Here is a 24980-nt window from a genome sequence, read left to right on the forward strand (position 1 = left end):
GCGATGGAGTTGCGGCACTCGACTGGATGCAGCTCGGCGCTGGCGGGTTGGGTCAGCAGTTGGACCTGGCCGGTGGCGCGATGGTGGGCGGGCTGGTCGCAGCTTGGGCAGGTATGGCGGAGCAGGCGTCGGTGAAGCGGACAGGCGAACACGACGGGCAGCCGCCAGGTGAGTTTCCAGGCCCCGCCGTGCTGGTCTTGGATCGGCTGCCGTCGCCGGCCAGGCAGTCGGGGCAGTAGCGGCTGGCTCGGGAGAACACCCAGTTCTCTTTGACGAAGATCCCGTGGTTCTGGCGTTGGCGGCCGGAGAACGCGGGATTCACCGGCGGGTAGCGGTCGGCGAAGCTGATCAGGGTCAGCGCGGTGACTTCCGCGGTGGACAGGTGTGTCGCTCGGGCGAAGGCCGCGGCGTGGTCAGGGGTGAGGGCAAGCAGACGGCCGGCGGGAATGCTGGGCAGGTGGGCGTCGGCGAGGCCGGTGAGTACGGCGACCCTGGCAGGTGATAGATCGAGCCGGTGGGCGAGCCGCAGCAGGTAGCCGACAAGCGACTCGCCGGCCAGCGGATCGAGACTGCGGGGAAGCGGCTGGACCCCGGTCTTCGGGCGGGGTCGGGGTCTGGTCACCAGCACAGCGCCCACCACAGTGCTTCGTCGGCGCCGCTGACATAGTCGCCGCTGTGGCGGAGCTTGTTCAGCTTGTCGACCCGCTGCATGGTCTCGTCCTCGGTGCGACTTCAGTTCGGGGTGCACGATGTCCATCCCCTGGACAACGGCCAGCGTATCGACGTCGGTGTGCTCGACGATCTCGAGAGCGACGTAGTCGGGCCAGCTTGCCGGCACCGGTCCGCCAGGTATCCGATCCGTCAGATCGGTTCCATCTCGGGTAGTCAGACGCGGCGGGTCGTGTGGAGGAGGTATTCCTTGGGGTTGAGGGGGTTGGCATCGGTGCGAGGGCGGCGGGGTGGTTGACCTTGGGTAGGGCGATGGGCGTGGGGGCGAGAGGCCATGGCGGCTTCGCCTTGGGTGAGGGTGGGGAGGGCTTGGCGGATGCGCTGCGTTGACGCGGCAGGCAGAATGCCCTCGATCGCACAGTTGTCACCGGTGAAGACAGGTGCTTCTGGCGTTGCGCCAGCTGCGGCGAGGGTGGAGAGAACGGTGCTGGTGTGGGCGATCGGGCAGTCAACGTGGAACCAGTCGACGGGTTCCAGGACTTGAGTGCCTGCACGGCGGAGGGCTTGCATCAGGACCAAAGGTGTCACGCCACGGAAGTCTCCCGCGGTGCTGTGGGGAGCATCGTAGCCAACGTGGGTCAGGCGGACTTTGATGTCCACCACCTCCCAGCCGTAGATGCCTTGTTGCAACGTAGAGGTCACGGACTCCTCAATAGCCGCGTAGAAAGACAGCGGTAGGGCACCGAGACCGACGGCGAGTTGGTAGTGCACACCTGATCCGACAGCGCCGGCGGCAACGGAAACACCCACCGTGGCCCAGAAGTGGTTCCGTCCTCTATGGATGAACTCGTGCAGTGCAGACCCTGTGCCGACTGGTCGCTCCAAGCACACCACCTCTATAGGGGAGAAGGTGACTGCCAGCCCGTAACGCTCGGCCAGCAGCACCTCCAACACTTCCCGCTGGACCTCGCCGTAGAGGGATACCTGAATTCCGTCGGCCGCCCTGCACACGTTGATGTGCGGGTCCTCCTCCGTGAGTTCTTGTAAAGCCGCGTACAGCGCCTCCGCCTCGGCGCGGTCAACGGACTTCACGGTGGTTCGCATGCCAGGTGGGGCGAACGGTCGGCCGCGCCTGGTGCCATCGTCACAGCCGATGCGGTCGCCGACCCTAGCCTCAGCGAGTCCGCTCACCCGTCCGATGTCGCCGGGTAGTGCGTTGGCAGGTACGGTGCAGACGCCGCGGTCGAACACCTCAACCCGGCTCGGTCGTGCAGTCACCGACATCCGGCCCGCCCGGTGCAATTCCAGTGGTGACCGGGCCGCCAGTGTGCCGGAGTCGACTCGGATATAGGCGACCTTCTCCCCAGTGGGGCGTCGCTCGACTTTGAACACTGTGCCGCGCAGGTCGTCGGCCGGGGTGCCTGCGCTTGCCGGGATCAGGTCGACGACCGCGTCGAGCAACGGTCCGACGCCGACACCCAGCACCGCGGAACCGAAGTACACCGGGTACATAGCGCCCACAGCGGTCCGCTTGGCGACCCGATGCCAGTACTCGGCCGCGCTGACCGGGCGCTGGTCATCGACATACCGTTGCAGGAACCCGGGATCCACGTCGGCGAGCACTTCAGCGGCCTCGGCGGCGAACCCCGTACCCGCGAAGGACCGCGGAGCCACCGCCACCTGTGGCGTGCCCAGATCCGAGACGTCGCACATCCGTAGCACCGAGGGTGAGAGCGCCGAGCTGATCGCCGCGACGAGGTCGGCGCACCGGGCACCGCGCCGGTCGACCTTGTTGACGAACAGCAGCGCGGGCACACCCATCTCGGCCACGGTCCGCATCAGCAGCCGAGTCTGTGGTTGCACACCTTCTACAGCGGACACAACGACGATGACACCGTCGAGCACCCCGAGCACGCGCTCCACCTCGGCGATGAAGTCTGCGTGTCCCGGTGTGTCAATCAGGTTCACCTTGGTACCGCGCATGGTGAACGTCGCCACTGCGGCCCGCACGGTGATGCCACGCCGCCGCTCCACGGCAAGCGAGTCGGTCTGGGTGTCACCCGAATCGACGCTGCCCACCTCGTCGATGACGCCCGCGGTGTGCAGCAACCGCTCGGTCAGGCTGGTCTTACCTGCGTCGACGTGCGCCAGCACCCCGATGTTGATCGTCGTTCCCACGCTGTGCCACTCCGCTGTGGTCGGTGTTGCCCGGCAGGTTTCCTTGGACACCGCTGTGGCTACGCATGGTTACCCCCTGTTTGAAACGACAGCACTCAACGTTACCTTATGATCACGCCGCATGGTAGCCCGAGCGGGGGCGCGTCCAGTAACTGGTTGGCGATTCAGCGGTGTTCGACCAAGCAGGTGAACGTCCCATATTGGCCATATTGGCCATTGACGCCCAGCGGCCGTGGAACCTACGTTCGAACTGTATGCGTTGGGAGGCCGCATCATCTGGGGATTTTCCGGAAGTTGCGTGCCTTTCTGGTCGCATATTTTCTGATCCGCGCCTGTCGGAGGTGACGTCGCCGAGCGGCGCTTTCTGCTGAATTCGACGAAAGGGGAACGACAGTGGAGAACTATCCGTTCGAGAAGAAGCCCGCATTCTTCCCGTCGGTCTCGGCCGAGATGTTCTTCGAGGCCCAGGCGATGCCGGAGCTGTTCGAGAACGTCGAGGTGGACGCCGAACTGGACGCTCTGCTCAACGCGTGAGCCCCGCCGCGGGAGGGGCTGGCCCCCTCCCGCGGTCTTGCCCACCTGACCGGCACGAAAGGGGGCCACCGTGCCCGACGCCACGAATCCGCGGCCCAGCAGCTTCACCGCGGCGTTGATCGGCCTCGAACACCCCGAGCCGCCCGCGGATGTGGACCTGTTCTCCCGGGCTTGCGTCGACCAGTTCCGCGTCGCCGACCCGACCCAGTTCGGCTACCAGTTCACCCAGGTGTTCGAGCCCGCGGTGTTGCGCGAAGTGGCTCTGCTGGCCGGGATCGACTATTCCGCGCTCACCACACTTGGCCACCACCCGACCGGAGCGGTCGACAGGCTCGTCGACGCGTTGGGGCGCGCGTCCCGGATGCCGGTCGTCGAGTTGGTCTGGCTCGCCTCGGTCCTGATCAGCGTGTCGCGGTTCGACCGGGTGTCGGACGTGCTCGCCATCGCTCGTGGAATGGGGCGCGGGCCACGTGAGGTCTTCGAGGTTGCGATGCTGGAGTTCATGGTCACCAACCGCGTCGAGGACGGGCGCGGCTCGCCGGCGGCGTTCCGCCGGGCCCGCGCCGCCGCGTTGACCGGCGAGGTCCCCGACGACCGGGTGCTCGACGCCTGCACGCAGGCGGTGGTCTGGCAGCTCAAGCGCAGCGAGGTCGACCCTGCCGACCACGAGTGGTACCTCCGGCGCGGGCACGAGTTGGCCGGCGCGCCCGACCGGGTTCGCTCGGCGTCGCTGTCGGCCTGGTATCGCGGGGTCGCGATGATGCCTGCGGCCGAGCGCGACGCCGAGCGGACCCGCTACTACATGGAGCACGCTCACGACGTCGCGAGCGAAATCGTCCAACGCAACCCACGGTCCTACGAGCTCAACCTGGTCAAGACCTACTATGAGTCGACCATCAAGGAGCACCTGCACGTCACCGGTGACCTCGACCGGGCACAGGAGGCCGGGTTCGCGTTGGTCGCGTTGGACCGGGTATGGGCGCCCAGTTACGGCGAACTTGCCGAGGTGTACCTGCGGGCAGGCAAACCGGAGGAAGCCGCCCGGCTCTATGAACGCGCGGCCGAGCTTGGCCCACCCTATTACGGCAACCATCTGCGCAGCGCCGCACAATGCCGGGAAAAGGTCGGACAGTTCGATGTCGCCGTTGAATACTATTTGCGCCTGTCCGAACTGGCGCCACTGAGTGAACCCGTGGCAAAGGCTGGTCTCGCCGCCGCGAGTAGGATTTCGCATCCGTCGATTCGACACTTCGCCGGTGTACTGGAGTACACCGCCGGGAGATCGGAACCGACACCCACGCGATCCACGGACGACCAGTAGGTAGGACATGCAACACACCCAGCTCACAGCGCGTAACTACGGGAGCTTCGCCTCGCTGATCGTGGTGCTCGGCTTCGCCACAACGGGGGTCGGAGCGGTCGACCTGGCGATGATCGCCCCCAAGGGGGTCCAGCACGTCGCCGCGGTCGGCCAGGGCGACCTACTCGTGACGGGTGTGTTGGCGTTCTTCCTCGGCGTCGTCGAGTCCTTCAGCAGCAGGCTGGCGCTGGCCGAGGGAGAACGGACGACGGCGCAGAGGCTGCCCGTGTTGGCCGGCGCCCTTCTGGTGATGGTTGTACTGTGCCAACTCCTCGCCTTCGGTGTCGCCGCTTTCTCCGAGCCCGCGTTGACCCTGCTCGGTCAAAAGGGCGACATCGTCCCGCTGATCGGCGACTACGTGAGCACGCGCATGCTCGGTGCCGCGTTCGTGGTGCTCTACTACGGTCTCAACGAGGCGTTGAAAATCTGCGGCGCCCGCAACATGTCGCTGGTGGTCCTGCTCGTCGGCCTAGGCCTCAACGCGGTGTTGGACTGGGCGTTCCTCTACACCGGCGGGCAGGCGTGGTTCGCGTCGCCGGAGAGCGCGGTGGCCGCCTCGACCGTTGCCGCCCAGTTGGTCATGGTCGTGCTGGCCGGATGGATGTTCGCGGTGCGGATGCGGGCCAGGGGCCAGCGGTGGGCGCGGCCGTCACGGCGGGCGGTGACCGAGGAGTTCCTCGGCCAGTTGCGTACCGGGCCAGGTGTCGGTGCCCGCCACCTCAATGACTACGCGGGCTCGGTCGTCCCGGTCATGTTCATCGGCGCCACCGACGTGCAGGTACTCGCCGCCGCGCTGGTGGCCACGAAGATCTATACGTTGTTCTGCCGCTTCCCACAGGCTTGCTTCGAGGCCACCTTCGTCTTCTACGGCTACTCGCTGGGCCGTGCCGACACCGACCACGCAGCGACGGTACGCACGCTGCGCCGCTACGCCGCGGCACCCACTGCCCTCGCCGCGGTCCTGGCCATCGTCGCGCTCCCGTGGGAGGTTGACCTCTTCGCCGGCGAGGGCTTGGACCATGGCCTGGCGCAGCTGTTCTTCCTGGCATACATGCTGTACCTGCCGGCATATTTCTTCGAGCAGATGCTGGGCCGGATGCTCACCGTGCATCGGAAGGGCGGCCTGCTGTTCACCGCGTCGACCACACTCACCTACCTGGTGACCATCCCGTTGGCCTGGGTGTCCGTGTTCGTCTTTCACTCGGTGTTCTTGGCCATCGCGAGCAAAGGTGTCGCCACCGTCGCGCTCGCCTACATCTACTGGCGTGCCTTCCGCACAGCCACAAGGTCCCCTGCGGAGGTCCGCGTTGCCTAGTCCACCAGCGTTCCGACACGATCCGCGCAAGTCCGTGCTGTGCCTGCCGTCGGCCCCCGTGCCGACTTCTTGTTGGGAGCGCGAACCAGCGGTCTGTGGACTCGACCGGCTCGTGCACCACGACGGCGCCGGGCACGCAACCGCAGTCCCGGTCAGCTCCAGCCCGGCGGTGGTCACCGGCGCGGGGGTGGTGTTCGCGGCAGGCGACGGGACCGTGCGCTTCTACGACCGCGAGCTGTCCAAGGTGTTCTGGCGTCAGCGGCTCGACAGCCCGGTCTACGCCTCGCTGGTGGTCGACGCCGAGCGGCGGCATGTCGTCGTCGCTGCGACCAGTGGCCTGGTTGTGTGTTTTGACCTGCGTGGTTCCGTGGTGTGGTCCACCGAGACCGGGGTCCCGGTCTATGCCACGCCGACCAGGCTGCCCGGGTCCGACGTGCTGATGATCGCCGCGTTCACCAGCCGCGCCATCGGGTTGGACCTGGCGACCGGCGTGATCCTGTTCGACCGCGCGGTACCCCGGCCGTGGCACGCCGAGCACGGTGGGTCGGCTGCGCACCGGGATCCCTATGCCAGTCCCGTCGCCACTGCGAATGGCACCGCCGTGCTGGCCTGTGGGGAGCACGCCCTGTGTCTCGCGCCGGACGGCACCGAACTCTGGCGCCACGACCTTGGCGTCGCGGTCAAGGCATCCCCCGTCGCCATACACGAGACCGGGGACGTCATGATGTGCCCGGTCGACGGTCGGTGCGTGTTCATGGATAGCGCCACCGGCTCGGAACGCGGTCACACACGCCTGGGCGCCAAGGTGATCGGCAGCCCCGCGGTCTCCGAGGGGGTCGTCGTCGCGGGCACCCAGCACGGGACCGTCACCGCGTTCGACGCCGACGCCCGCGCTGTGCGGTGGACAGCGCCCTTCGGGGCCTCGCGCGAGTACACCTCCTTCACCGTTCTGCCCAACGGTGACTTCGCCGCCACCTCGACCAGGGGCAACATCGTGGCGCTGCGCCGCGCCGACGGCGGTTTCCTCTGGGAGACAACGCAGGTCCTCGGCCTAGTCGAACACGAAACCGCCATGGACATCACCCCCGTCGTGGGCCCGGACGGCAGCATGTACTGCGCGTCCTACACGGGCTCGATCTACCACTTCAGGTTCCAACCGACCCGCGAGGAGGACCAATGACCACGGCAGTGACCGCGCCCGATCGGGCGAGCCTGTCGTCGATGGACGAGCGGCTCTCGGCGATGATGGTCCGCACCAAGGCGATCCTGGCGGACGCTCCGCTCACCGAGGACACCCTGGTCGAGATCACCTCCATCTACAACAACGTGGCCTACGTCTTCCTGTACCTGGAGGCCAACGAGCGCTACGTCAACTTCGACCGGCTGCTGCCCTGGCGCGCGGCCTTCCACCAGGATCCCGAGCTGGACCGGGCGCTGCTGGCGCGGTTGGTGGCGTTGCGCTGCACCGACCCGGAGGCCGAACGCTCCAGGCTGGACTGGGTGAACCAGTTGCGGGCCAAGGAGCACGAACCCGACACCGAGAGCGCCGATCGGATGGCCGGGCTGGTCGGCGCCGCCAAGGACACGCTCGCCGCGCTCGCCGACGACCAAGCCGCGCTGTTGGCCAAGCTCGGCGTCGAGGTGGGCGCGGTCAACCCACCCGCGGTGTTCTACAAGATGTCCGCGAGGATCGCGAACCCCGTCAGCCGCACCAAGCTGGCCAGGGCGTGGCGTGCGCTGCGGGACCGCAAGGAGGACGAACTCGTCGACCTCGTGGACCACATGGTCGGCGAGCTGCGCAGGCAGAGCACCGCACGCGGACACCACACCGTGCTCGACGAGACGTTGACCAAGTGCCGTGTCACCGAGGCGCAGGTTGACGCGTTCCTACAGCGCTACCTCGATCACGCCCTCTCGAGCTACCGCGATCTCGAGGATGAGGTGCGCACCACCACCGGCGCGGTCGACAATCCCATGGACCACTTCGGACGCCACCTGGAGACCCTCGTCGGCGCGGTCGAGGTGCCGAAGCTGCCGCTGCGTGGCTGTCTGGACTTCGTCTATGCCGTGGCCGCCGGCGCCTTCGGGCTGACCGTGGAGATGGTGAGCCGGACCGAGGACGTCGTGATGACCGTGCGCGTGCGCGCGGGCGACCAGGAGGTCGGACAGATCGACTTCGATCTGTGGAACGACGAGGGCAAAGCGCTCAAGGCCAATCACACCAAGGGAATCCGCAACCGGACCGACTGGGCCGGGCTGGTCCAGCTGCCAGTGGCTTACGTCTCGTGCCGGTTCAGCCGAACCGAGGGCGAGGAGCGGATCACGTTCCAGAACGCGCACAGCCTGTTCCACGAATTCGGCCACGCGATCAACCACCTGCTCATCCGCAAACGCATCTCCAACCAGTCCGGTCTGGAATACCTGCCGCTGGAACGGCTGGAGTACCTGAGCATGTGGTTCGAGAAGTGGGTGTTCCACCCTGCCTTCGCCGATCACCTCGGGATGTCCGAGAGCGACCACGCCGGCCTGAGCTGGTGCCAGCGGATCAAGATGATCGAGTACCGGCGCACCTACGTCGACCGGGCCGTGACCGCCGCGCTTGACTTCGACGTCTACCGACACACCGACGGCGGGGTGCGCGAGTCCTTCCAGCGGCTCGACCAACGGTTCGGCATCAGCGCCCACTGCACGCTCGACGACTTCCTGCCCTACTTCACCTGGCCGATGCTGCAGGCCAACCCCGGCGCCTACTTCGCCTACCTGTGGGGAGCCGCGGACAGCGGCGAGCAGTTCCGGCCCTTCCAGGACGCGACACTCGCCGCCGTGGCCGCGATGGGCGACCAGCGCGGCAGGTTCGCCTCCTGCCTCGACTTCGACCTGCCAAGCAACGAACCTGATGTGCGCGCGGTCTTCGAGTTCTACGACCGGGCGCGGTGAACGAGCGGAGCGACAGCATGACCGACTCGATGACCAGTCCCCCTGCCCACCCCACCTTGCCGACCGACTACATCCGCGCCGTGCTCGGCCCTCGGGACGCCGTGCTCGACGGTGTCCTGCGTGAGTCGCTGCTGCAACGAAGCATGCCGACCATCCAGATCGACGACAACGCGGGCCGGCTCCTGCAACTGTTTACCCAGCTGCGCAAACCCGCCCGCGCACTGGAGATCGGTACCCTGTTCGGCTACTCGGCGATCCACATCGCCCGCGGCCTACCTCCCGGCGGGAGGCTGACCACCATCGACAACGACCCGGTCGCTGCGGAACTGGCCAGAGCCAACCTCGTTGAGGCGGGGGTCGCCGACAGGGTGGATGTCGTTGTCGGCAACGCCACCGAGTACCTCGCCACCCTCACCCCCGCCAGTGTTGGGCTGATCTTCATCGACGCGGACAAAAAGGCGTACCCTGCCTACCTCAAGGCATGCTATCCGTTACTGGAGGACGACGGCCTGCTCATCGCTGACGACGCGTTCGCGCAGGGCGACTTCAGCGCCGAGAACGACGCCGGCGACGACAGCCGCGAGCGCGCCGCGATCCACGCCTACAACGTGGCGGTCAGCCGCGCGGCCAAGCTGTTCTCCGCCTTCGTGGGCACCGAGAACGGGCTCATGGTCAGCCAGCGGAGGGTGTCATGACCGGCGGGCGTGCCCTCGTGATCGGCGCCAGCCAGGGGCTGGGTGCGCACTTCGCGCGCCGACTGGCCGAGGACGGCTGGAAGGTCACTGGCCTCGGGCGGCGTCTGGCCGAACGGGTCCCCGGAGAACTGGACTACATCCAGGCCGATCTCGCCGCCCCCGCCGCAGTGACCGAGGTGCTGGCACGAATCGGGCCGACGCCGGAACTCATCGTGCACAACGCCGTCGTCTACCCGGGGCAGGGACCGCACGCACTGCCGGACCTGGAGTCGGTGTTCCGCGCCAACACCTTGGCACCCTACTTGCTGCTGTCGGAGCTGCTGGCCGCCAGGCCGCCGGAACAGCCCTGTGCCTGTGTGGTGGTCAACTCCGACTCGATCTTCCATGCCCGTGCGCAGTCCGGTGTGTACGCGGCGAGCAAGGCGGCGCTGCGGGTGTTGACGACCACGATGGCCGACCGGTTCCGCGGTTCGGGGGCCAGCGTGTCCACCCTGCTGCTGGGACCGATCGCCGACCCGAAGAAGGTCGCGGATCTGCGCCGTGTCGCCGAGCAGCGCGGGGTCGACGAGCAGGCGATCACCCGGACCTTTCTCGGCAGGTCCAACACCGACCTGGTGATAGACGAGCTGATCGGGTTCGAACCGTGCTATCAGGCCCTCGCCACCCTCGCCGGGCTTGGCAAGGCCGGTAACGGCGCGGTGTTCCGGGTGGACGGCGGCTCCGGCGGCTCACTGGTCTGAGGGGGAGAATTGATGCGCTACCGATGGCTGGGGCGAACTGGCGTGAAGGTCTCCGAATTCGGCTTTGGCGCGGCGACCTTGGGATCGCGCTGGGGTCCACGGTGGACGATGTCCGAGGAGGACGCGGACGTCGTCGTCGGGCTGGCGCTGGACGCGGGGATCAACCACTTCGACACCGCCAACGTCTACAACGGCGGGGAGAGCGAGGTGTGGCTCGGTCGGGCGCTGAAAGCGCACTCGGCCCGCGACCGAGTGGTCCTGTCGACCAAGTTCGGCTACCGGACCGACCCGAGGAACGTCAACAGCGGCGGCAGCGGCAGACGCGCGATGACCGCCGCCGTGGACCGCTCGCTCAGACGACTTGGCACGGACTGGATCGACCTGTACTACCTGCACTTGTGGGACCGCGAGACACCGGTCGCAGAGACCCTAGCCGCCGCGCAGACCCTGGTCGCACAGGGCAAAATCCGCTATCTCGGCGTGAGTAACGTGCCCGCCTGGTATGTCGGCGTCGCCGAAGGGCTGCACCCCGGCGCCGTGTCGGCGGTCCAGCTCAACTACAACCTGCTGGTCCGCTCGGTCGAGCACGAGTTCGCGACTCTGGCCGAACACACCGGGGTCGGGCTGGTCGGGTGGGGTCCGTTGGCGAACGGCCTGCTCGCGGGCCGCTACCGGGTCGCCGAGGGCGAGCGCAGGCTGGAGGGCGCCGGCAGGCTCACTGAGACCTTCGGCACCGGCAACGTCGATCCGTTCGCCCCTGGCGTCGGTGACGTGCTGGAACAGCTCGACAAGGTCGCCGCCGACACCGGGCACCCGCGTGCGGTGGTGGCTCTGGCGTGGCTGCTGGGGCGTGAACCGCTCGCCAGCATCCTGCTCGGGGTATCCGGGCCGGAACAACTGGCACAGAACCTGCGCGCAGCGGAGGTCGACCTGCCCGAGGACGCGCGGACCGCGCTCGACAGGGTCAGCGAACCCGTGTTGGCCCACCCGTACAACTTCCTGACACCACAACTGCAAAAGCTCGTCCACGGCAACGACCTGCCGCAACGCCAAAAGAGGGCCGCTGATGCGTAAGACCATCGAGGTTGTCGACTCGTTCTACCGCGACCCGGACGCCGTACGCACGGTCGCCGCATCGGCGGCCTGGTCCACCGGTTCCCGGCCAGGCCGGACCACCGCCGGGTACTCGACAACCGAGGCGCGGGACGGGATCGTGGCGGTCCTCGGGTGGCGCCCGGAGCACGAACGCCCCGATTTCGGGTACTTCGCCCTCCTCAGCGCGGACAGCCCACGGACCGAGGAGATCGACGGCACCGCCGAGTGGGCCGCCGTGGTCCACCTGAGCCCACCGTCGCTGTGCGCGGGCGGTACCAGCTTCTACCGCGACCAGACCCTGACCGAGGAGACCCTGCACATCCCGGTGGTCTTCAACCGCATGGTCGTCTTCCACGCCTCCGCGCTGTCCCACCGGGCCACCCTGGGCTTCGGCTCCTCCCCAGGGAACGGCAGGCTCACCCAGGTCTTCCTCTTCGAAGGTGCCCCAGCTTGAGGACAGGACAGCCATGCGCAGCAAAGTGATCATCGTTGACGGCTTCTACGCCAAGCCCGACCGGATGCGAGAACTGGCGCTGTCCGCCGAGTACGCCGACATCACTGCGACTGACTACCCCGGCTGGCAGAGCAGGCAGAACCTACGCACCGACGCCATCCAGCAGGCGTTCGCACGGCTGGTGGGCGCCCCCATCTACGTCGACCACGCCCGGTTCACCTGGGGCGGGTTCCGGTTCATCACCGCAGGGACCGGTGAACTGACCAAGGTCCACGCCGACACCTCCATCGACTGGGCAGGCATGGTGTACCTAACCCCTGACGCGCCGCCCAGCGCGGGCACAGGCTTCTTCCGCCACCGTGAAACCGGCCTGTCGGCCCCACCGACCGACCGGCAGGCAAGAGCCATGGGATTTGTCGATGCCGCCCAGTTCGAGGACGAGGTGGTGCATCGCGACATGGCGGATCTGTCCAAATGGGAGGAAGTGGGCCGGATCGGTCCCGTGTACAACCGGCTGATCCTTTTCCGCGGCAGCGAGGTCTACCACGCCCCACTCGGCGGCTGCGGTGACAGCCCGGAGACCGCCCGCCTCACCCACAGCTTCTTCTTTAACGAACTGCCGCGCCCCGTGACCATCGCCCGCAAAACATCCTGAGAGAGGAACGAGACCGTGCGAGGACTCGTTGACGCCATGATCTCCGCTTGCGCCGCTGATGGCACGAGCGAGGAGTACGGCCTGGTTGCCGCAGATGACGCGGTGCTAGCGGTGGTGGACATCGCCGAGTTCGTTGCGGAGGAGATCGCCGCAGGCCGCGTGTTCCGTACGGCCGCCGAACTTCCCAACCTGCGCACCCTCGTGCTGACCCGACTGGACCCCATTGACCTGTGGGTGGTCGACGGCTGGGCGCTGATCCGTGAACAGGGCGTCGAACTAGACCTGAGCGGCGCCTGTCTGCGCGGCGCCACCCTCACCGGCGCCCGCCTCAGTGATACCGACCTCGCCGAAGCCGATCTGCGTGGCGCCGACCTGGAGAAAGCCGACCTCAGCCGCGCCCGCTTGGTCGGCGCCAACCTGTCCGGCAGCATCCTCTACCGCGCAGGCCTCGCCGGCGCAGACCTCACCGAAGCCGACTTGCGTCGCACCGACTTGCGCCACGCCGACCTCCGCGACGCTACCTGCACCCACACCGCCTTCCGCGGCGCCGACCTGTGGGACGCCTACATGTGGGACGTCGACCTCAGCACCGCCTTCACGGAAGGTACCGATATCACCAGGGCCGCGAAGTTCCTCCGTTAAACCGAGGGTGACACCACGCCGGACTGTGCAGCTGTGCAGCTGTGAACAGCCAGATGTCAAGTGCACGGCGAGTAGTCATTGCCGCCCAATGGTTTCGGTGCAGGGCTCGTGGGTGACGTGCCCGGTGCGGTCGATGTGCGCAGCGAGCCTGCCAGCGTAGGCGTCGAGGAGCGTGTGCAGCGCGATGTCGTGGGGGCGCGTGCTGGGCTGCCGCAAGCGTGCCCAGAAGGCGTAGTCGCTGATCCGCCATGCGTTGCGCTGCTCGGCGGGTTGCCGGTCGCGCAACGGGTGCGGGGCGAAGACGTGCTCGGTGCCGGTGACGCGGGCCCACGTAGATCGACGCGCTCTGGCGTTTCCGGTCGCCGAGCTGGGGCTGGCGGCCGTGGATCCACTTTGGTGGCGGAAGCTGGTCGGCGATCCAGCGCCAGGTCTCGGTGTCGATGCACCAGTCCCCGCGCAGGGCAGCGCGGCGCCGGTCGTAGTCGATCAGGTCGGGGGTGGCCGCGAGGTGGTCAACGAGTTGGTGCAGCACGGTGTCGAACTCGTGCTGGTCGGGGCGAGCACGTGTCCAGCGGTGCAGCGCCTTGGCACTGGAGTGGCAGCGATCGAGGGCGGCGGGAGTGTCGGGCAGGCCGAGACGCCCGGCGGCCTGCTTGATGGAGCCGCCGGCCGCGAGCTGACACAGGTGCAGCGCGGCGCCGCGGCGCAGGTGGACCTCAGCGATGCCGGTGAAGTGCCCGAAGTGCTTGTCATACCAGTCTTGTTGCAGGAACTGGGCGATGTGCTCGGGACCGAACTGGGTGCGGCGGATGGGCGCGTGCAGGCCGCGAGATCGGTGAGCGCTGGTGTAGCTCTGGAGCACCGGGGCGACCGCCTGGCGCATCCCCTCCGAGCAGTCCGGGCGTCCGGACAGGAAAGTCCGGCTCCAGGCAGCTTTGCCCGGACGGCGGTCGTCGTGGGCCAGCAGGCGCCGCAGTTCGCCGCTCAGGGCCTGGGGCGAGCCGAGATGGAGTAGGTGGTGGTCGGCGATGTCCAACAGCCTGGCGCAGGCGAGGGCGTCCAAACGGGGGCGATTTGAGGAAGTGCTGGACGCTCTGGCTGTAGCCCTTGGATTTCGGGTTCCGGACGGTCGCTTGGAACTGCGCGTTGAGGTCGGCCAGGTGCTCGTCGAGCGCGTCGGCGACGGCGGGGGTGGCGGCGAAGTCGCGGCCCAGCGGCCAGGAGACCCGAACCAGGTAGGCCATCATCTTCAGGTCGACGAAGTAGTGGCGGGCGACGGTCTCTCGGCCGAGGACGTCGACCCGGTCCGGCCGCTGTGGATCCAGGGCGGCGTGGATGCGGTGCTGGAGGTCGAGCATTGCGACAGACATCGTGCTGGCCGGTTTGCCGGCTGGGTGCCGGGGCGCGGAAAGCCAGGCGGCGCAGGCGGCGCGCTCGGCTTCGCGTGCGCCGATTCCGCCAGCGAACCGGCATTGTGTGGGGTGCAGGCTGGTGGTGCCCCACTGGGGATGACCGCCGCCGTGCCGGAGGTGGACTGGGTGGTGGCAGGCCGGGCACTGGTGATCGAGGTAGCGGCGGTGCTCGGTGCAGGCAAACATGACCGGCAGCCGCCAGGTTCTGCGCCAAGGGCCGCCGAGTGTCCGGCCAAGTTCGCTGTCCTCACCGGTCAGGCAGGCCGGGCAGTAGCGAGTGGACCGGGTGAACAGCCACCGGTCGAAGTAGGTGGTGCTGCCCCAGCGATTGAGGCCGCGTTTCGGGTTGGGCGGCTGGGTAGCGATCGCCCAGCGCGCTGAGGAACAGGTTGTCGGTCTCGGTGGTGGTCAGCCTGGTCGCGTGCGCGAAGGCGTGCCGTGCGGCGGGAACGACGTGGACGGCCAGGCCCAGGGCGGAGGTGCTGCTGCGATGGCCGGTGTTCAGGCCGGTGAGTTCGACCACGCGGGCGGGTGGGATCTGAAGCCGCTGGGCCAATCGCAGCACGAACCCGATGATCGACTCGTCCGGCAGCGGGTCAAGGCTGCGCGGCAGCGGCCGGGACACAGATCATGCTCCCTGACCGGCGGTCCGGCCGCCGGTCGGGATGCCGGTGTCGTCGAAGACAGTGTTGCGGGCCTTGCGCTTGCGCTTGGTCGGAGCTGCGACGGCGGGAACCTTGGGGATCTCCCCGGCGGCGGCGTCCCGGGCGGGGTCGTTACCGAGGTTGATCAAGATGGTGTCCAGCAGATCCTCGGTCAGCTTTTCCACGCCGGTCTCCACGGCCTCGGCGCAGCCTTCCTCGATCGGGCGCTCCAGCAGGCCGACGACGCCGCCCGTGCGGCGGAACAGGTACTCGGGCATGGTGCCGCCGGTGAGCATCCCGCGGCGGGCGTGAAACAGCCGCAGGTGCTCCTCCAGCCCGACCAGGTGGGTAGTCCAGGCGGCGATGCTCCGGGGCGTGTCGTAGCGGAACGGCTCGAGGTGGATCAGGTCGAAGCGCCGCTCGGTCTGGGTGGCCGGGTCGTCGCCGGCCATCGTGGCCGCCGCGGCGCCGGAAGGTGGCGGGAACACCCACTGGCCGGTGCGCGGGTCGTGGCGGCCTTCCCGCAGCAGGCCGGAGCCGGGGATGTTGACGCCGATCAACACGAGCGTGGTGTGCATGCTCATGAAGGTGCGCATCAGGTCGAGGGTGTCCTGGTCGTCGGCGCGGTGCATCTTCAGGCGGGTGATGTCGTCCAGCAACAGCACCCGGTTGCCGTGGTCGCGCAGCGAGGTGCGGACCGCGCGGGTGAGCTGCGGCAGAGTCATGCGTTTGTGGTCGGCGCCGAAGAAGTCCAGGATCGCCTGGCAGGTGCTTTTCGGTTTGGCGGTCACCGGGGTCTGGACGTAGGCGACCGGTGCGTGCAGGTCTCTGGTGCCGGGGATCGCGGCGGGGTTGAGCTGGTCGTGCAGGTCCAGCCAGGCGTCCTCGAACGCGGCGGCGATCTCGCAGGCGGTCTCGGTCTTGCCCTGGTAACCACCACCGGTGATCATCAGGCCGGGCCGGGTGGTCGGCTTGTGCTTGAGCGCGTTGGTCTGCAACCGGGACCGCATCAGCCGGACGACCGCGGCGCTCATCGGGGTCTCCTGCAACGGCAGGTTGGCGTGAGTGGCCGCGCGGTGCAGGTCGTGCAAGGCCCGCTTGCGCGGGCTCAGCGTGCGATAGTCGGCCACGCTCAGTTGGGGCGCGGGCTGGAAGGAGTGGCGGGCCAGCCGCCACTCCTTCCAGCCCGCGACGGTCTCGCGGTCGGTGACCGGGCCGGGCAGGATGAACGGGGCGGCCGGCTGCTGCTCGCCGCCGTTCTGTGTCATGGGGTGCTGTGTCACGAGGCGCTTTCCGGGTGTTCGGCAGGGGTGTCGCCGACGTTGTCGTCGGGGTCGTTGTCGGCCAGTAGGAACAGCGAACGTCGGCGGAACGCCTCGCCCAACCGTGGTGGCGGGCTGACCGGTCCGGCGGCCACGGCCTCCTCGCGGCGGCGGCGCCGGTCAGCGTCGACTGCCTGTTGCCCGGCGCGGGCGCGCTCGGTCCAGCCCGCAGCCGGTGTGTCGCCGGTCGCGGGCTGGGGCGCGGGGTCCAGGCGGGGTGCTCGTGGCCGCCGGGGCTGTGGTGTGCCGGTGTTGTCAACGGTGTGCACCGCGCGGACGCTGGCGCGGTCGGCCGCCGCGGCGGCGGCGGCCTGAGTGACCTCACGGGCGTGCTCGGTGCGGGCGGCCTTGGGCAGGGACGGCCAGGCCGCGACCGGGATATGTGCACCGATCAGCTCCAGCAGCAGCGGCAACAGCTCGGCATCGGTGCGGGGTTTCAGACCCGCCTGCCGCGCGGCCGAGAGCAGGTCGCGGACGCGGGCGTCGCTGAAGGCCGGGACCTCGCCCTCGGGTGGCAGGCCGGTCCAGCGATCGCAGACCGGCTGAACCTCGATCCAGCGACCTACCCACCGCCCGTGCCCGTCGACCCGAAGCGCTCCGTCGGCCGCTGGACCTACTCGAACGTGCGCGACATCCTCACTAACCCCAAATACACCGGGCACATGGTGTGGAACCGCAAGGGTCGCAAGTCCCGCGGCAACCGCGCCAACCCCATCGAGGAATGGATCTGGTCCGCGCAACCGGTCCACGATTCTCTCGTCACCTTGGAAGACTGGCTCACAGCCCAGGGCATCAGCGGACACCGCTTCGGTTCCCGCAGTACCAGCAACACCAACGTCAAACATCCCCAGACCAAACGCTCGTACCTGCTGCGCACCTACCTGTTCTGGGGTGCCTGCAGCCGCCGCATGTACGGCAAAACTCGTCGTGACCAGGTCATCTACTACGTCTGCGCGCCGAAAAAGCACTACATCCCCAAAGGACATCCATCCGCCGGCAGTATCTGGGTCCGCGAAGACGCGATCGTCGACAAGCTCAACGAATTCCTCTCTACCCACATCTTCGGCACCTACCGCCGCAACCTGCTCGACAGCACAGTCCGAGACCTTGGCACCGCTGCCCAACGGGAACGAGAGCAACGCCTCGCCGCGCTGCGCCGCGAGATCGACAGCACAACCCGAATGATCAAGAACCTCGTCCGCAACTTCTCCCGTATCGACACACCGACCGAGGACTTCGTCCGCGACATCAACGAGGAACGCGCCGAACTTCACCAGCGCAAGACCCAACTCGAAGCCCAGCTCGCCGAAGCCGAGGAAGCCAACCAACAGGCACCCAACCCCGACCTGCTCGACACCTTGCCCGTGGGCGAGGTCCGGATCGAAGAACTACCCGAAGACACCGCGCGGCGCCTGTTCGAAGCCCTCCGACTCGAACTCCACTACCACAAAGACGCCAACCAGATCAAGTGCACGGTCACCTTAGCCGGAACGACACTGCCAGCGACACGTCACGCCGCCCACGAGGCCCTCATCCTGCCGTTCGACCGAGCGCAGCGACTCAACCAGCGCAAACACAACAACGAGAACAAGGAGGGTGCCATGACTAGCACCTCTCCCGTTCCCATCCTTGGAGTGCCCTCGGCAGGATTCGAACCTGCGACACCTGCCTCCGGAGGGCAGTGCTCTATCCCCTGAGCTACGAGGGCTTGCCACTTGCGCGACTGGAGAAAGCCTAGCGCACCCCGTTTCGTCCCCCACACCGGAGGGGTCCCGCCCGTCGGAAACCCGATAATGTCGATCTTGCCGGGCCATCAGGGGAGACGCCAGAGGGGAGACAGCCGTGACTGCGGAGCCGTTCCGGATCGAGGTTGACGAAGCGGACATTGTGGATCTGCGGGAGCGGTTGCGGCGTACGCGGTGGCCGGAGGCGGAGACCGTGGCGGACTGGTCGCAGGGGATTCCGCTCGGGTACGTCCAGGAGCTGTGCCGCGCCTGGGCGGAGGACTACGACTTCGGGTTCGGCGCGCGGCTCAATGCGTTTCCGCAGTTCCGGGACACCGTGGACGGGCTGGGGATCCACTTTCTGCACGTCCGCTCGCCCGAGCCGGGTGCGTTTCCGCTGGTGCTCACGCACGGGTGGCCCGGGTCGGTGCTGGAGTTTCTCGACGTGCTCGGGCCGTTGACCGACCCGCGGGCGCACGGCGGGGATCCGTGCGACGCCTTCCATGTCGTCGCGCCGTCGTTGCCGGGGTTCGGCTGGAGTGACAAGCCGGCGGAGGCCGGGTGGGGCGTGGACCGCATCGCGCGGGCCTGGGATCGGCTGATGGTTTCGCTCGGCTACGAGCGCTACGGGGCGCAGGGCGGCGACTGGGGGTCCGCGGTGTCCGGTGCGCTCGGCGAGGTCGCGCGGGAGCGGGTCGCCGGGGTGCATGTGAACATGGCGTCGGCGCCCTCGGGGGTGTTCGGCGATCCGACGCCCGGGGAACTCGCGGCTGCGGAAGCGTCGAAGGAGTTCGCGCGCACCGGGCGTGGCTATTCGGGTCAGCAGGCCACTCGGCCGCAAACGCTCGGCTACGGGCTCACCGATTCGCCCGCGGGGCAGGCAGCCTGGATCGCCGAGAAATTCTGGGCCTGGACGGACAATGACGGGCATCCGGAGGACGCGCTGTCCCGGCAGCGGATGCTCGACGTCATCTCGGCGTACTGGTTCACCGCGTCGGCCACCTCGTCCGCGCGGCTGTACTGGGAGAGCTACGGTGCATTCCGCCGCCAGGTCACCGCGCCGTCCGGGGTTTCGGTCTATCCGCGGGAGATCAGCCGGCCGTCGCGCCGGGAGGCCGAGCTGGGGTATCTCGACCTCCGCTGGTACGAGCAGCTGCCCCGGGGCGGGCACTTCGCGGCGATGGAACAGCCCGAGTCGCTGGTGGCGCAGATCCGCGGGTTCTTCCGGCTCGTGCGCTGACTCCCACTTCCCGGAAACCCTGCGTCAGGGGGTGGGCAGCCCCTGCCCTCCCGTGCTAGAAGTGAAGTGAGCCTAACCTGTATTGCATATATGCGCATTCGACTATATATTCCGCTCGAGGATAGGCAGCAGTGCGCCAACGGGAGGCGGGCAATGGGACACGGGCACGGCCACGGACACACCGCCGCTCCGGCGAGCGCGTCCGGTCGTTACCTGCGGGCGCTGCTGATCTCGCTGGTCATCGGCGCCGGGTTCATGGTCCTGGAGTTCGTGGTGGGCTTCGCCACCGGCTCGCTGGCGCTGGTCTCCGACGCGGCGCACATGTTCACCGACGTGCTCGGGGTCGGCATGGCGCTCGTCGCGATCATGCTGGCGCGCCGCAGCGGGCCGACGCCGAGCCGCACGTTCGGCATGTACCGGGCCGAGGTGCTGGCCGCGCTGGCCAACGCGGTGCTGCTGTTCGGGGTCGCCGGATACGTGGTGGTGGAGGCGATCGGGCGGATCACCGACCCGCCGGAGGTGCCCGGCCTGCCGGTGCTGCTCGCCGCGACGGCCGGGCTGGTCGCGAACGTGGTGTCGTTCTTCCTGCTCCGCTCCGGTGCGCAGGAGAGCATCAACGTGCGCGGGGCCTACCTGGAGGTGCTGGCCGACCTGATCGGCTCGGTCGGCGTGCTGGTCAGTGGCGCGATCACGCTGACCACCGGCTGGCGGTACGCGGACCCGATCATCGGCGTCGCGATCGGGCTGTTCGTGCTGCCCCGCACCTGGACGCTCGCCCGCCGGGCGCTGCGGATTCTGTTCCAGCACGCGCCCGCCGGCGTGGACGTGTCCCGGATCAGCACCGAGCTGTCCGCCCTGCCGGGCGTGGCGGACGTGCACGATCTGCACGTGTGGACGCTGACCTCGGGCATGGAGGTGGCCTCCGCGCACCTGACCGTGACCGCGGAGGCCGAACAGGCCGCCGTGCTGACCCGGGCGCAGGACCTGCTGGCGAAGCGGTATTCCATCGAGCATGCCACGTTGCAGGTCGAAGCCCCGCAGTCCGCCCGCAGGTGCACGGAGCTGTCCTGGTAGACCGGGCGTATGCGCAAGGACTTCGATCCCGCGGAGATCGCCCCGCACGTGTTCTACCGGTTGCTGACCGCCACGGTGGTGCCGCGCCCGATCGCCTGGGTGTCCAGCACTTCCGCGGCGGGCGTGGACAATCTGGCCCCGCATTCGTTCTTCACGGTCGCGTCGACGTCGCCCGCGGTGCTGCAGTTCACCTCGGTGGGACGGAAGGACACCCTGCGCAACGTCGAGGAGACCGGGCAGTTCGTGGTGAACCTCTCGCCCGAGGAGCTGTTCGAGCAGGTCAACGAGACCGGCACGGATTTCCCGCCGGAGGTCAGCGAATTCGACGCAGCGGGCCTGACCCGCGAGCCCAGCCTCCGGGTGCGCCCGCCCCGGGTCGCCGAGTCCCCGGTCTCCTTCGAATGCGAGCTGCACAGCACGCTCGGCTTCGGCGGGTCGACCGTGGTGTTCGGCCGGGTGGTGCACCTCGCGGTGGCCGAAGCCGTCCTCGACGGCGACCACCCGGTGATCGACCGCCTCCGCCCGCTGGCCCGCCTCGGCCGCGACGAGTGGTCGACGATGGGCGAGGTGCGGGAACTGCGGCGGCCCCGGTATTCCGACCGGAAGCCCCGCTGATGTCGGTTTAAGCCGGTTGCGCTGGCTTGTGCTCGCCCGCGCCGTGAAGGGGTCCTTCACCGCCGCAGAGTCCAGGGCCCCGCAAAGTTGGCCGAGGGCCCGTGATCAGCAGAGAGAGCCGTGGCTGCCCGACCGGTTTTGGGGTCCGTGAGGGTGCCCTTGACGGACTCAGAGTCTGTGAAGGGGCCCTTCACAGCCCCGCGTGCCCAGGAAGAGTTGGCCCCTGGGCCGCGGATCAGGCGGCAGGCAGCGGCTGAGCCCCCCGTGCCTGGAGCATCTGCTTCATCTGCGCCATTTCCGCGCCCTGCGAGGTCAGGATGCTCTGGCAGAGCTGCTTCACCGCGGTGACGCTGGTGTGCTGCTGGGCGTACTCGGCCATCGGCACCCCGCCCTGGTGGTGGCGGAGCATCAGCTGCAGGAAGTACACGTCCATCGCCTGGCCACTGAGCGTGCGCAGCTTCGCCAGCTCGGCGTCGGTGGCCATGCCGGGCATCAGGCCGTCGGCGATCGGCACGGAGGTGGCCCCGCCGGACATCTGCATCCCGTTGTGGCCGCCGGGTTCGCTCATCCAGCTCATGTACTGCCCGATGGACTGCTCGGGCCGATCCCACAGCATGAGCCAGCCCTTCATCCGGCCGACCTGTTCGGTCTGCGTGCTCGCGATGTCGAAGGCGAGCTGCCGGACCTCCGGATCGGCGGTGTGGTCGCGCGCCCAGTTCGCCATGGTGACCGCCTGCAGGTGGTGCACCGACATGTCCTGCGCGAAACCGACCTCCACCGAACCCGCCTCCGGGCTCGCGGTGTTCGCGTCCCCGCCGGAGAGCCGGGCCGCGAACAGCCCGAGGGCGGCGCCGGCCAGCAGCACGGCCACCAGCGTGCCGGCGATGATCACCCAGCGCGACCAGTTCGGCCGCCCAGGACCGGCAGGACCGGCGACGTCGGCGGTCTCCGGGGACGGCTCGGCCTCGGTCATCGGATCACTGTCCGGCCGGCATTCCGGGCTTCTGCTCCTTGGCCGCGCCGGTGCTGCCCTGGTAGTCCATCGGCTTCGCGTCCGGGCCGGGCTTGCTCGGGTCGAACTTCGGCGGGTTGGCCGGGTCGAACTGGCCGGGGCCGAGCGCGTCACAGGACGCGCCGATCTCCGGGTACACCCCGTTCGGGTTGGTCCGCAGCGCGGCGACGAACTCGTCGATGCGCGGGTCGTCGGCCTTGTCCAGCTTCAGCTGGTGGCCCCAGGACTGCAGCGAGATCGGCTTGTCGAGGCCGGGGTAGGGCGACATCATCATGTAAGGCTTGCCCTTGACCCGCGCCGTGAGCAGGTCGATCTGGTCGCCCTTGACCTGGTCCGGGTTGTAGGCGATCCACACCGTGCCGTGTTCGAGCCCGTGCACCATGTTCTCGTTGCGCACCGCGTTCGGGTAGACGACGCCGTTGCACGCGGCCCAGTAGCCGTCGTGAGGGCCGCCGAAGGGCGGGCTCTGGTCGTAGGCCACCCGCTCGGTGGGCAGGATGTGCACCGAGCCGGTGTACTGCTTGGTGAGCACGCCGGGGATCTTCTTCGACGGGTCGGGATCGCTCGCCGTCGGCGCGAATGCCGCGGCCGCTTCGTCCCGGGACTTCTGCTCGCGCTGCGGGGCCGACTTCACCAGGTAGTAGGTGATCACCCCGGCCAGCAGGCAGACCACCAGGATCACGCCGGTGATGGTGCCCCACGGCGTGCCCTTCTTGGCCACGACGGAGCGGCCACGGGCCGCCTTCACCGCCGATTTGCCGGTGGTGCCCTTCTTGCCGGTTGTGCCGTTCGCCATCGTCCCGCGATCTCCTCGTGAGGGCTGCGGAGACCCGGACGGGCCCGCCGGAAGCCCAGTGTAGAGACCGGACGCCGGACCACCGTGAACACCCGGGGAGCCGTTCCGCGGGCCAAACGGCCGGGGCGGGTGTGCGCGCGATCTCCGCTGTCCGGACCGCGGTGCGCCCCGCGCACGTGCGCGCACCTAGAATCCGGCGGGTGACTCCCGCCGCACTCGCCGATCTGATTCGCAGCTCCGCCGTGGCCGTCCTCGCCGCCCGCGGGGTGGACGCCGCCGTGCTCCCGGACCAGGTGACCATCGAACGCCCGCGCAACCCCGGCCACGGCGACTACGCGACCAACCTGGCCCTGCAGGTGGCCAAGAAGGCCGGGCTGAAGCCGCGGGAGTTCGCCGAGGCGCTGGCCGAGGCCGTCGCCGGGGAAGACGGTGTGGCCGCGGCCGAGGTGGCCGGGCCGGGCTTCCTCAACTTCCGGCTCGCTGCCGACGCCCAGGGCGAGGTGGTCCGCCAGGTGCTCGCCGCGGGCGAGGCCTACGGCCGTGGCGACGCGCTCGCCGGGCGCCGGATCAACCTGGAGTTCGTCTCCGCCAACCCGACCGGCCCGATCCACCTCGGCGGCACCCGCTGGGCCGCGGTGGGCGACGCGCTCGGCCGGGTGCTCGCCGCGCAGGGCGCCGACGTCACCCGTGAGTACTACTTCAACGACGCGGGCGCGCAGATCGACCGGTTCGTGCGGTCGCTGATCGCCGCCGCGCAGGGCGAGCCCGCCCCCGAGGACGGGTACGCCGGCGCCTACATCTCCGACATCGCCGCCGAGGTGCTCAAGGCCGAGCCGGGCGCGCTGGCGCTGCCCGAGCAGGAGCGGCACGAGACCTTCCGCAGCATCGGCATCGAGCTGATGTTCAGCCAGATCAAGCAGAGCCTGCACGAGTTCGGCACCGATTTCGACGTCTACTTCCACGAGAACTCGCTGCACGAATCCGGCGCGGTGGACGCCGCGGTGCAACAGCTCAAGGATTCCGGCAACCTCTACTTCGCCGACGGCGCCTGGTGGCTGAAGTCCAGTGAGTACGGCGACGACAAGGACCGGGTGGTCCTGAAGAAGGACGGCAACCCGGCCTACATCGCCGGCGATCTCGCCTACTTCAAGGACAAGCGCAACCGCGGCTTCGACCTGTGCATCTACATGCTCGGCGCGGACCACCACGGCTACATCGCCCGGCTCAAGGCGGCCGCCGCCGCGTTCGGCGACGACCCGGCCACCGTCGAGGTGCTGATCGGCCAGATGGTGAACCTGGTCAGCGACGGCAAGCCGGTGCGCATGTCCAAGCGGGCGGGCACCGTGATCACCATGGAGGATCTGGTCGAGACGGTCGGCGTGGACCCGGCGCGCTACGAGCTGATCCGCTACTCGGTGGACTCCAGCCTGGACGTGGACCTGGACCTGCTGCGCAAGCACTCCAACGACAATCCGGTCTACTACGTGCAGTACGCGCACGCCCGGCTGTCCTCTTTGCAGCGCTCGGCCGCTGATCTCGGCCTTGGTTCCGGAGTGTCCTCTTCGGACGTCCAATGGGGACTGCTGACGTTGCCCGCCGAGGGCGACCTGATCCGTACGGTCGGGGAGTTCCCCGAGGTGACGCGCCGGGCGGCGGAAATGCGCGAACCGCATCGGGTGGCCCGCTACCTCGAAGAGCTGGCCGGCGCCTACCACAAGTTCTACACAGTCGGCCGGGTTCTCCCGCAGGGCGACGAGGAGGCCACCCCGCTCACCCACGCCCGGCTCGCCCTGTGTGAAGCCGTCCGCCAGGTGCTGGCGAACGGCCTGTCGCTGCTCGGTGTCTCAGCTCCGGAACGGATGTAACC

The 24980-nt window shown here is 68.6% G+C and carries 22 protein-coding genes, 1 tRNA gene and 1 pseudogene; 16 read left to right on the forward strand and 8 right to left on the reverse strand.

The window, feature by feature from the left end:
• Positions 1-52: 52 nt before the first annotated feature.
• On the reverse strand, positions 53-622 hold the full coding sequence (locus tag ATK36_RS23925) for a TniQ family protein (protein WP_170069882.1): 570 nt from the start codon (positions 620-622) through the stop codon (positions 53-55).
• A 263-nt stretch (positions 623-885) separates the two neighbouring features.
• Positions 886-2847 carry an elongation factor G gene (locus ATK36_RS23930; protein WP_098513541.1) on the reverse strand — a complete coding sequence of 654 codons (1962 nt, stop codon included), beginning with the start codon at positions 2845-2847 and terminating at the stop codon, positions 886-888.
• 393 nt (positions 2848-3240) lie between these two features.
• Here ATK36_RS23930 and ATK36_RS32460 point away from each other — a divergent pair, with 393 nt between their 5' ends.
• The 11 genes from ATK36_RS32460 (at position 3241) to ATK36_RS23980 (ending at position 13274) form a co-directional block, all read left to right on the forward strand.
• Positions 3241-3381 (forward strand): hypothetical protein, encoded by a 141-nt coding sequence (locus ATK36_RS32460; RefSeq protein ID WP_170069883.1) that lies wholly within the window; start codon positions 3241-3243, stop codon positions 3379-3381.
• A gap of 70 nt (positions 3382-3451) precedes the next feature.
• The gene (locus tag ATK36_RS23935; RefSeq protein WP_098513542.1) at positions 3452-4702 is read left to right on the forward strand and encodes a tetratricopeptide repeat protein; all 1251 of its coding nucleotides are present in this window, start codon (positions 3452-3454) and stop codon (positions 4700-4702) included.
• A 7-nt stretch (positions 4703-4709) separates the two neighbouring features.
• Positions 4710-6056 carry an MATE family efflux transporter gene (locus tag ATK36_RS23940; RefSeq protein WP_098513543.1) on the forward strand — a complete coding sequence of 449 codons (1347 nt, stop codon included), beginning with the start codon at positions 4710-4712 and terminating at the stop codon, positions 6054-6056.
• Between the two features lie 58 nt (positions 6057-6114).
• A complete protein-coding gene (locus tag ATK36_RS23945; protein WP_170069884.1) occupies positions 6115-7236 on the forward strand; it encodes an outer membrane protein assembly factor BamB family protein in 1122 nt (373 codons plus the stop codon).
• Complete coding sequence (locus ATK36_RS23950; protein ID WP_098513545.1) at positions 7233-8993, forward strand: M3 family metallopeptidase; 1761 nt, start codon at positions 7233-7235, stop codon at positions 8991-8993. The genes ATK36_RS23945 and ATK36_RS23950 overlap by 4 nt, the downstream gene beginning before the upstream one ends.
• 17 nt (positions 8994-9010) lie before the next feature.
• Entirely contained in the window at positions 9011-9688 is a 678-nt protein-coding gene (locus ATK36_RS23955; RefSeq protein WP_098513546.1) for an O-methyltransferase, read from the forward strand.
• Positions 9685-10428 (forward strand): SDR family NAD(P)-dependent oxidoreductase, encoded by a 744-nt coding sequence (locus ATK36_RS23960; protein ID WP_098513547.1) that lies wholly within the window; start codon positions 9685-9687, stop codon positions 10426-10428. The genes ATK36_RS23955 and ATK36_RS23960 overlap by 4 nt, the downstream gene beginning before the upstream one ends.
• Positions 10429-10440: 12 nt before the next feature.
• Complete coding sequence (locus tag ATK36_RS23965; protein ID WP_098513548.1) at positions 10441-11502, forward strand: aldo/keto reductase; 1062 nt, start codon at positions 10441-10443, stop codon at positions 11500-11502.
• The gene (locus ATK36_RS23970) at positions 11495-11977 is read left to right on the forward strand and encodes a hypothetical protein (protein ID WP_098513549.1); all 483 of its coding nucleotides are present in this window, start codon (positions 11495-11497) and stop codon (positions 11975-11977) included. The genes ATK36_RS23965 and ATK36_RS23970 overlap by 8 nt, the downstream gene beginning before the upstream one ends.
• A 13-nt stretch (positions 11978-11990) precedes the next feature.
• On the forward strand, positions 11991-12632 hold the full coding sequence (locus ATK36_RS23975; RefSeq protein ID WP_098513550.1) for a DUF6445 family protein: 642 nt from the start codon (positions 11991-11993) through the stop codon (positions 12630-12632).
• Positions 12633-12647: 15 nt separating this feature from the next.
• Positions 12648-13274 (forward strand): pentapeptide repeat-containing protein, encoded by a 627-nt coding sequence (locus ATK36_RS23980; protein WP_141544517.1) that lies wholly within the window; start codon positions 12648-12650, stop codon positions 13272-13274.
• Between the two features lie 749 nt (positions 13275-14023).
• Here ATK36_RS23980 and ATK36_RS34805 read toward each other — a convergent pair.
• From ATK36_RS34805 to ATK36_RS23995, 3 genes are read right to left on the reverse strand one after another with little or no spacing between them, the layout of a single operon-like run.
• Positions 14024-15052: a TniQ family protein gene (locus ATK36_RS34805; protein WP_098513553.1), complete on the reverse strand. Its 1029-nt coding sequence runs from the start codon at positions 15050-15052 to the stop codon at positions 14024-14026.
• Complete coding sequence (locus ATK36_RS31640) at positions 14934-15311, reverse strand: TniQ family protein (protein WP_141544518.1); 378 nt, start codon at positions 15309-15311, stop codon at positions 14934-14936. Before ATK36_RS31640 ends, ATK36_RS34805 begins: the two co-directional genes overlap by 119 nt.
• Positions 15312-15314: 3 nt before the next feature.
• Positions 15315-16598 carry a TniB family NTP-binding protein gene (locus ATK36_RS23995; RefSeq protein ID WP_098513554.1) on the reverse strand — a complete coding sequence of 428 codons (1284 nt, stop codon included), beginning with the start codon at positions 16596-16598 and terminating at the stop codon, positions 15315-15317.
• A gap of 434 nt (positions 16599-17032) precedes the next feature.
• Between ATK36_RS23995 and ATK36_RS34810 the strand changes: the two are divergent.
• Positions 17033-17383: pseudogene (locus ATK36_RS34810) on the forward strand (recombinase family protein); the annotation flags it as partial.
• Positions 17384-18287: 904 nt separating this feature from the next.
• Here the strand turns inward: ATK36_RS34810 and ATK36_RS24005 are convergent.
• Positions 18288-18360: transfer RNA gene (locus tag ATK36_RS24005), tRNA-Arg, on the reverse strand.
• A 134-nt stretch (positions 18361-18494) separates the two neighbouring features.
• On the opposite strand from ATK36_RS24005, the gene ATK36_RS24010 reads away from it, so the two are divergent.
• From ATK36_RS24010 to ATK36_RS24020, 3 genes are all read left to right on the forward strand, one after another.
• Positions 18495-19616: an epoxide hydrolase family protein gene (locus ATK36_RS24010; RefSeq protein WP_098513555.1), complete on the forward strand. Its 1122-nt coding sequence runs from the start codon at positions 18495-18497 to the stop codon at positions 19614-19616.
• 153 nt (positions 19617-19769) lie between these two features.
• Entirely contained in the window at positions 19770-20690 is a 921-nt protein-coding gene (locus tag ATK36_RS24015) for a cation diffusion facilitator family transporter (RefSeq protein ID WP_098513556.1), read from the forward strand.
• 9 nt (positions 20691-20699) lie between these two features.
• Positions 20700-21305 (forward strand): flavin reductase family protein, encoded by a 606-nt coding sequence (locus ATK36_RS24020; RefSeq protein WP_098513557.1) that lies wholly within the window; start codon positions 20700-20702, stop codon positions 21303-21305.
• A 235-nt stretch (positions 21306-21540) separates the two neighbouring features.
• On the opposite strand, the gene ATK36_RS24025 is transcribed toward ATK36_RS24020, so the two are convergent.
• Positions 21541-22278: a DUF305 domain-containing protein gene (locus ATK36_RS24025; protein WP_098513558.1), complete on the reverse strand. Its 738-nt coding sequence runs from the start codon at positions 22276-22278 to the stop codon at positions 21541-21543.
• 4 nt (positions 22279-22282) lie between these two features.
• Positions 22283-23113 carry a thioredoxin-like domain-containing protein gene (locus ATK36_RS24030; protein WP_098513559.1) on the reverse strand — a complete coding sequence of 277 codons (831 nt, stop codon included), beginning with the start codon at positions 23111-23113 and terminating at the stop codon, positions 22283-22285.
• A gap of 200 nt (positions 23114-23313) precedes the next feature.
• Between ATK36_RS24030 and argS the strand changes: the two genes are divergently transcribed.
• Positions 23314-24978: an arginine--tRNA ligase gene (gene argS / locus ATK36_RS24035; RefSeq protein WP_098513560.1), complete on the forward strand. Its 1665-nt coding sequence runs from the start codon at positions 23314-23316 to the stop codon at positions 24976-24978.
• Positions 24979-24980 lie beyond the last annotated feature (2 nt).

The sequence above is a fragment of the Amycolatopsis sulphurea genome (assembly GCF_002564045.1).
Classification (GTDB): Bacteria; Actinomycetota; Actinomycetes; order Mycobacteriales; family Pseudonocardiaceae; genus Amycolatopsis; species Amycolatopsis sulphurea.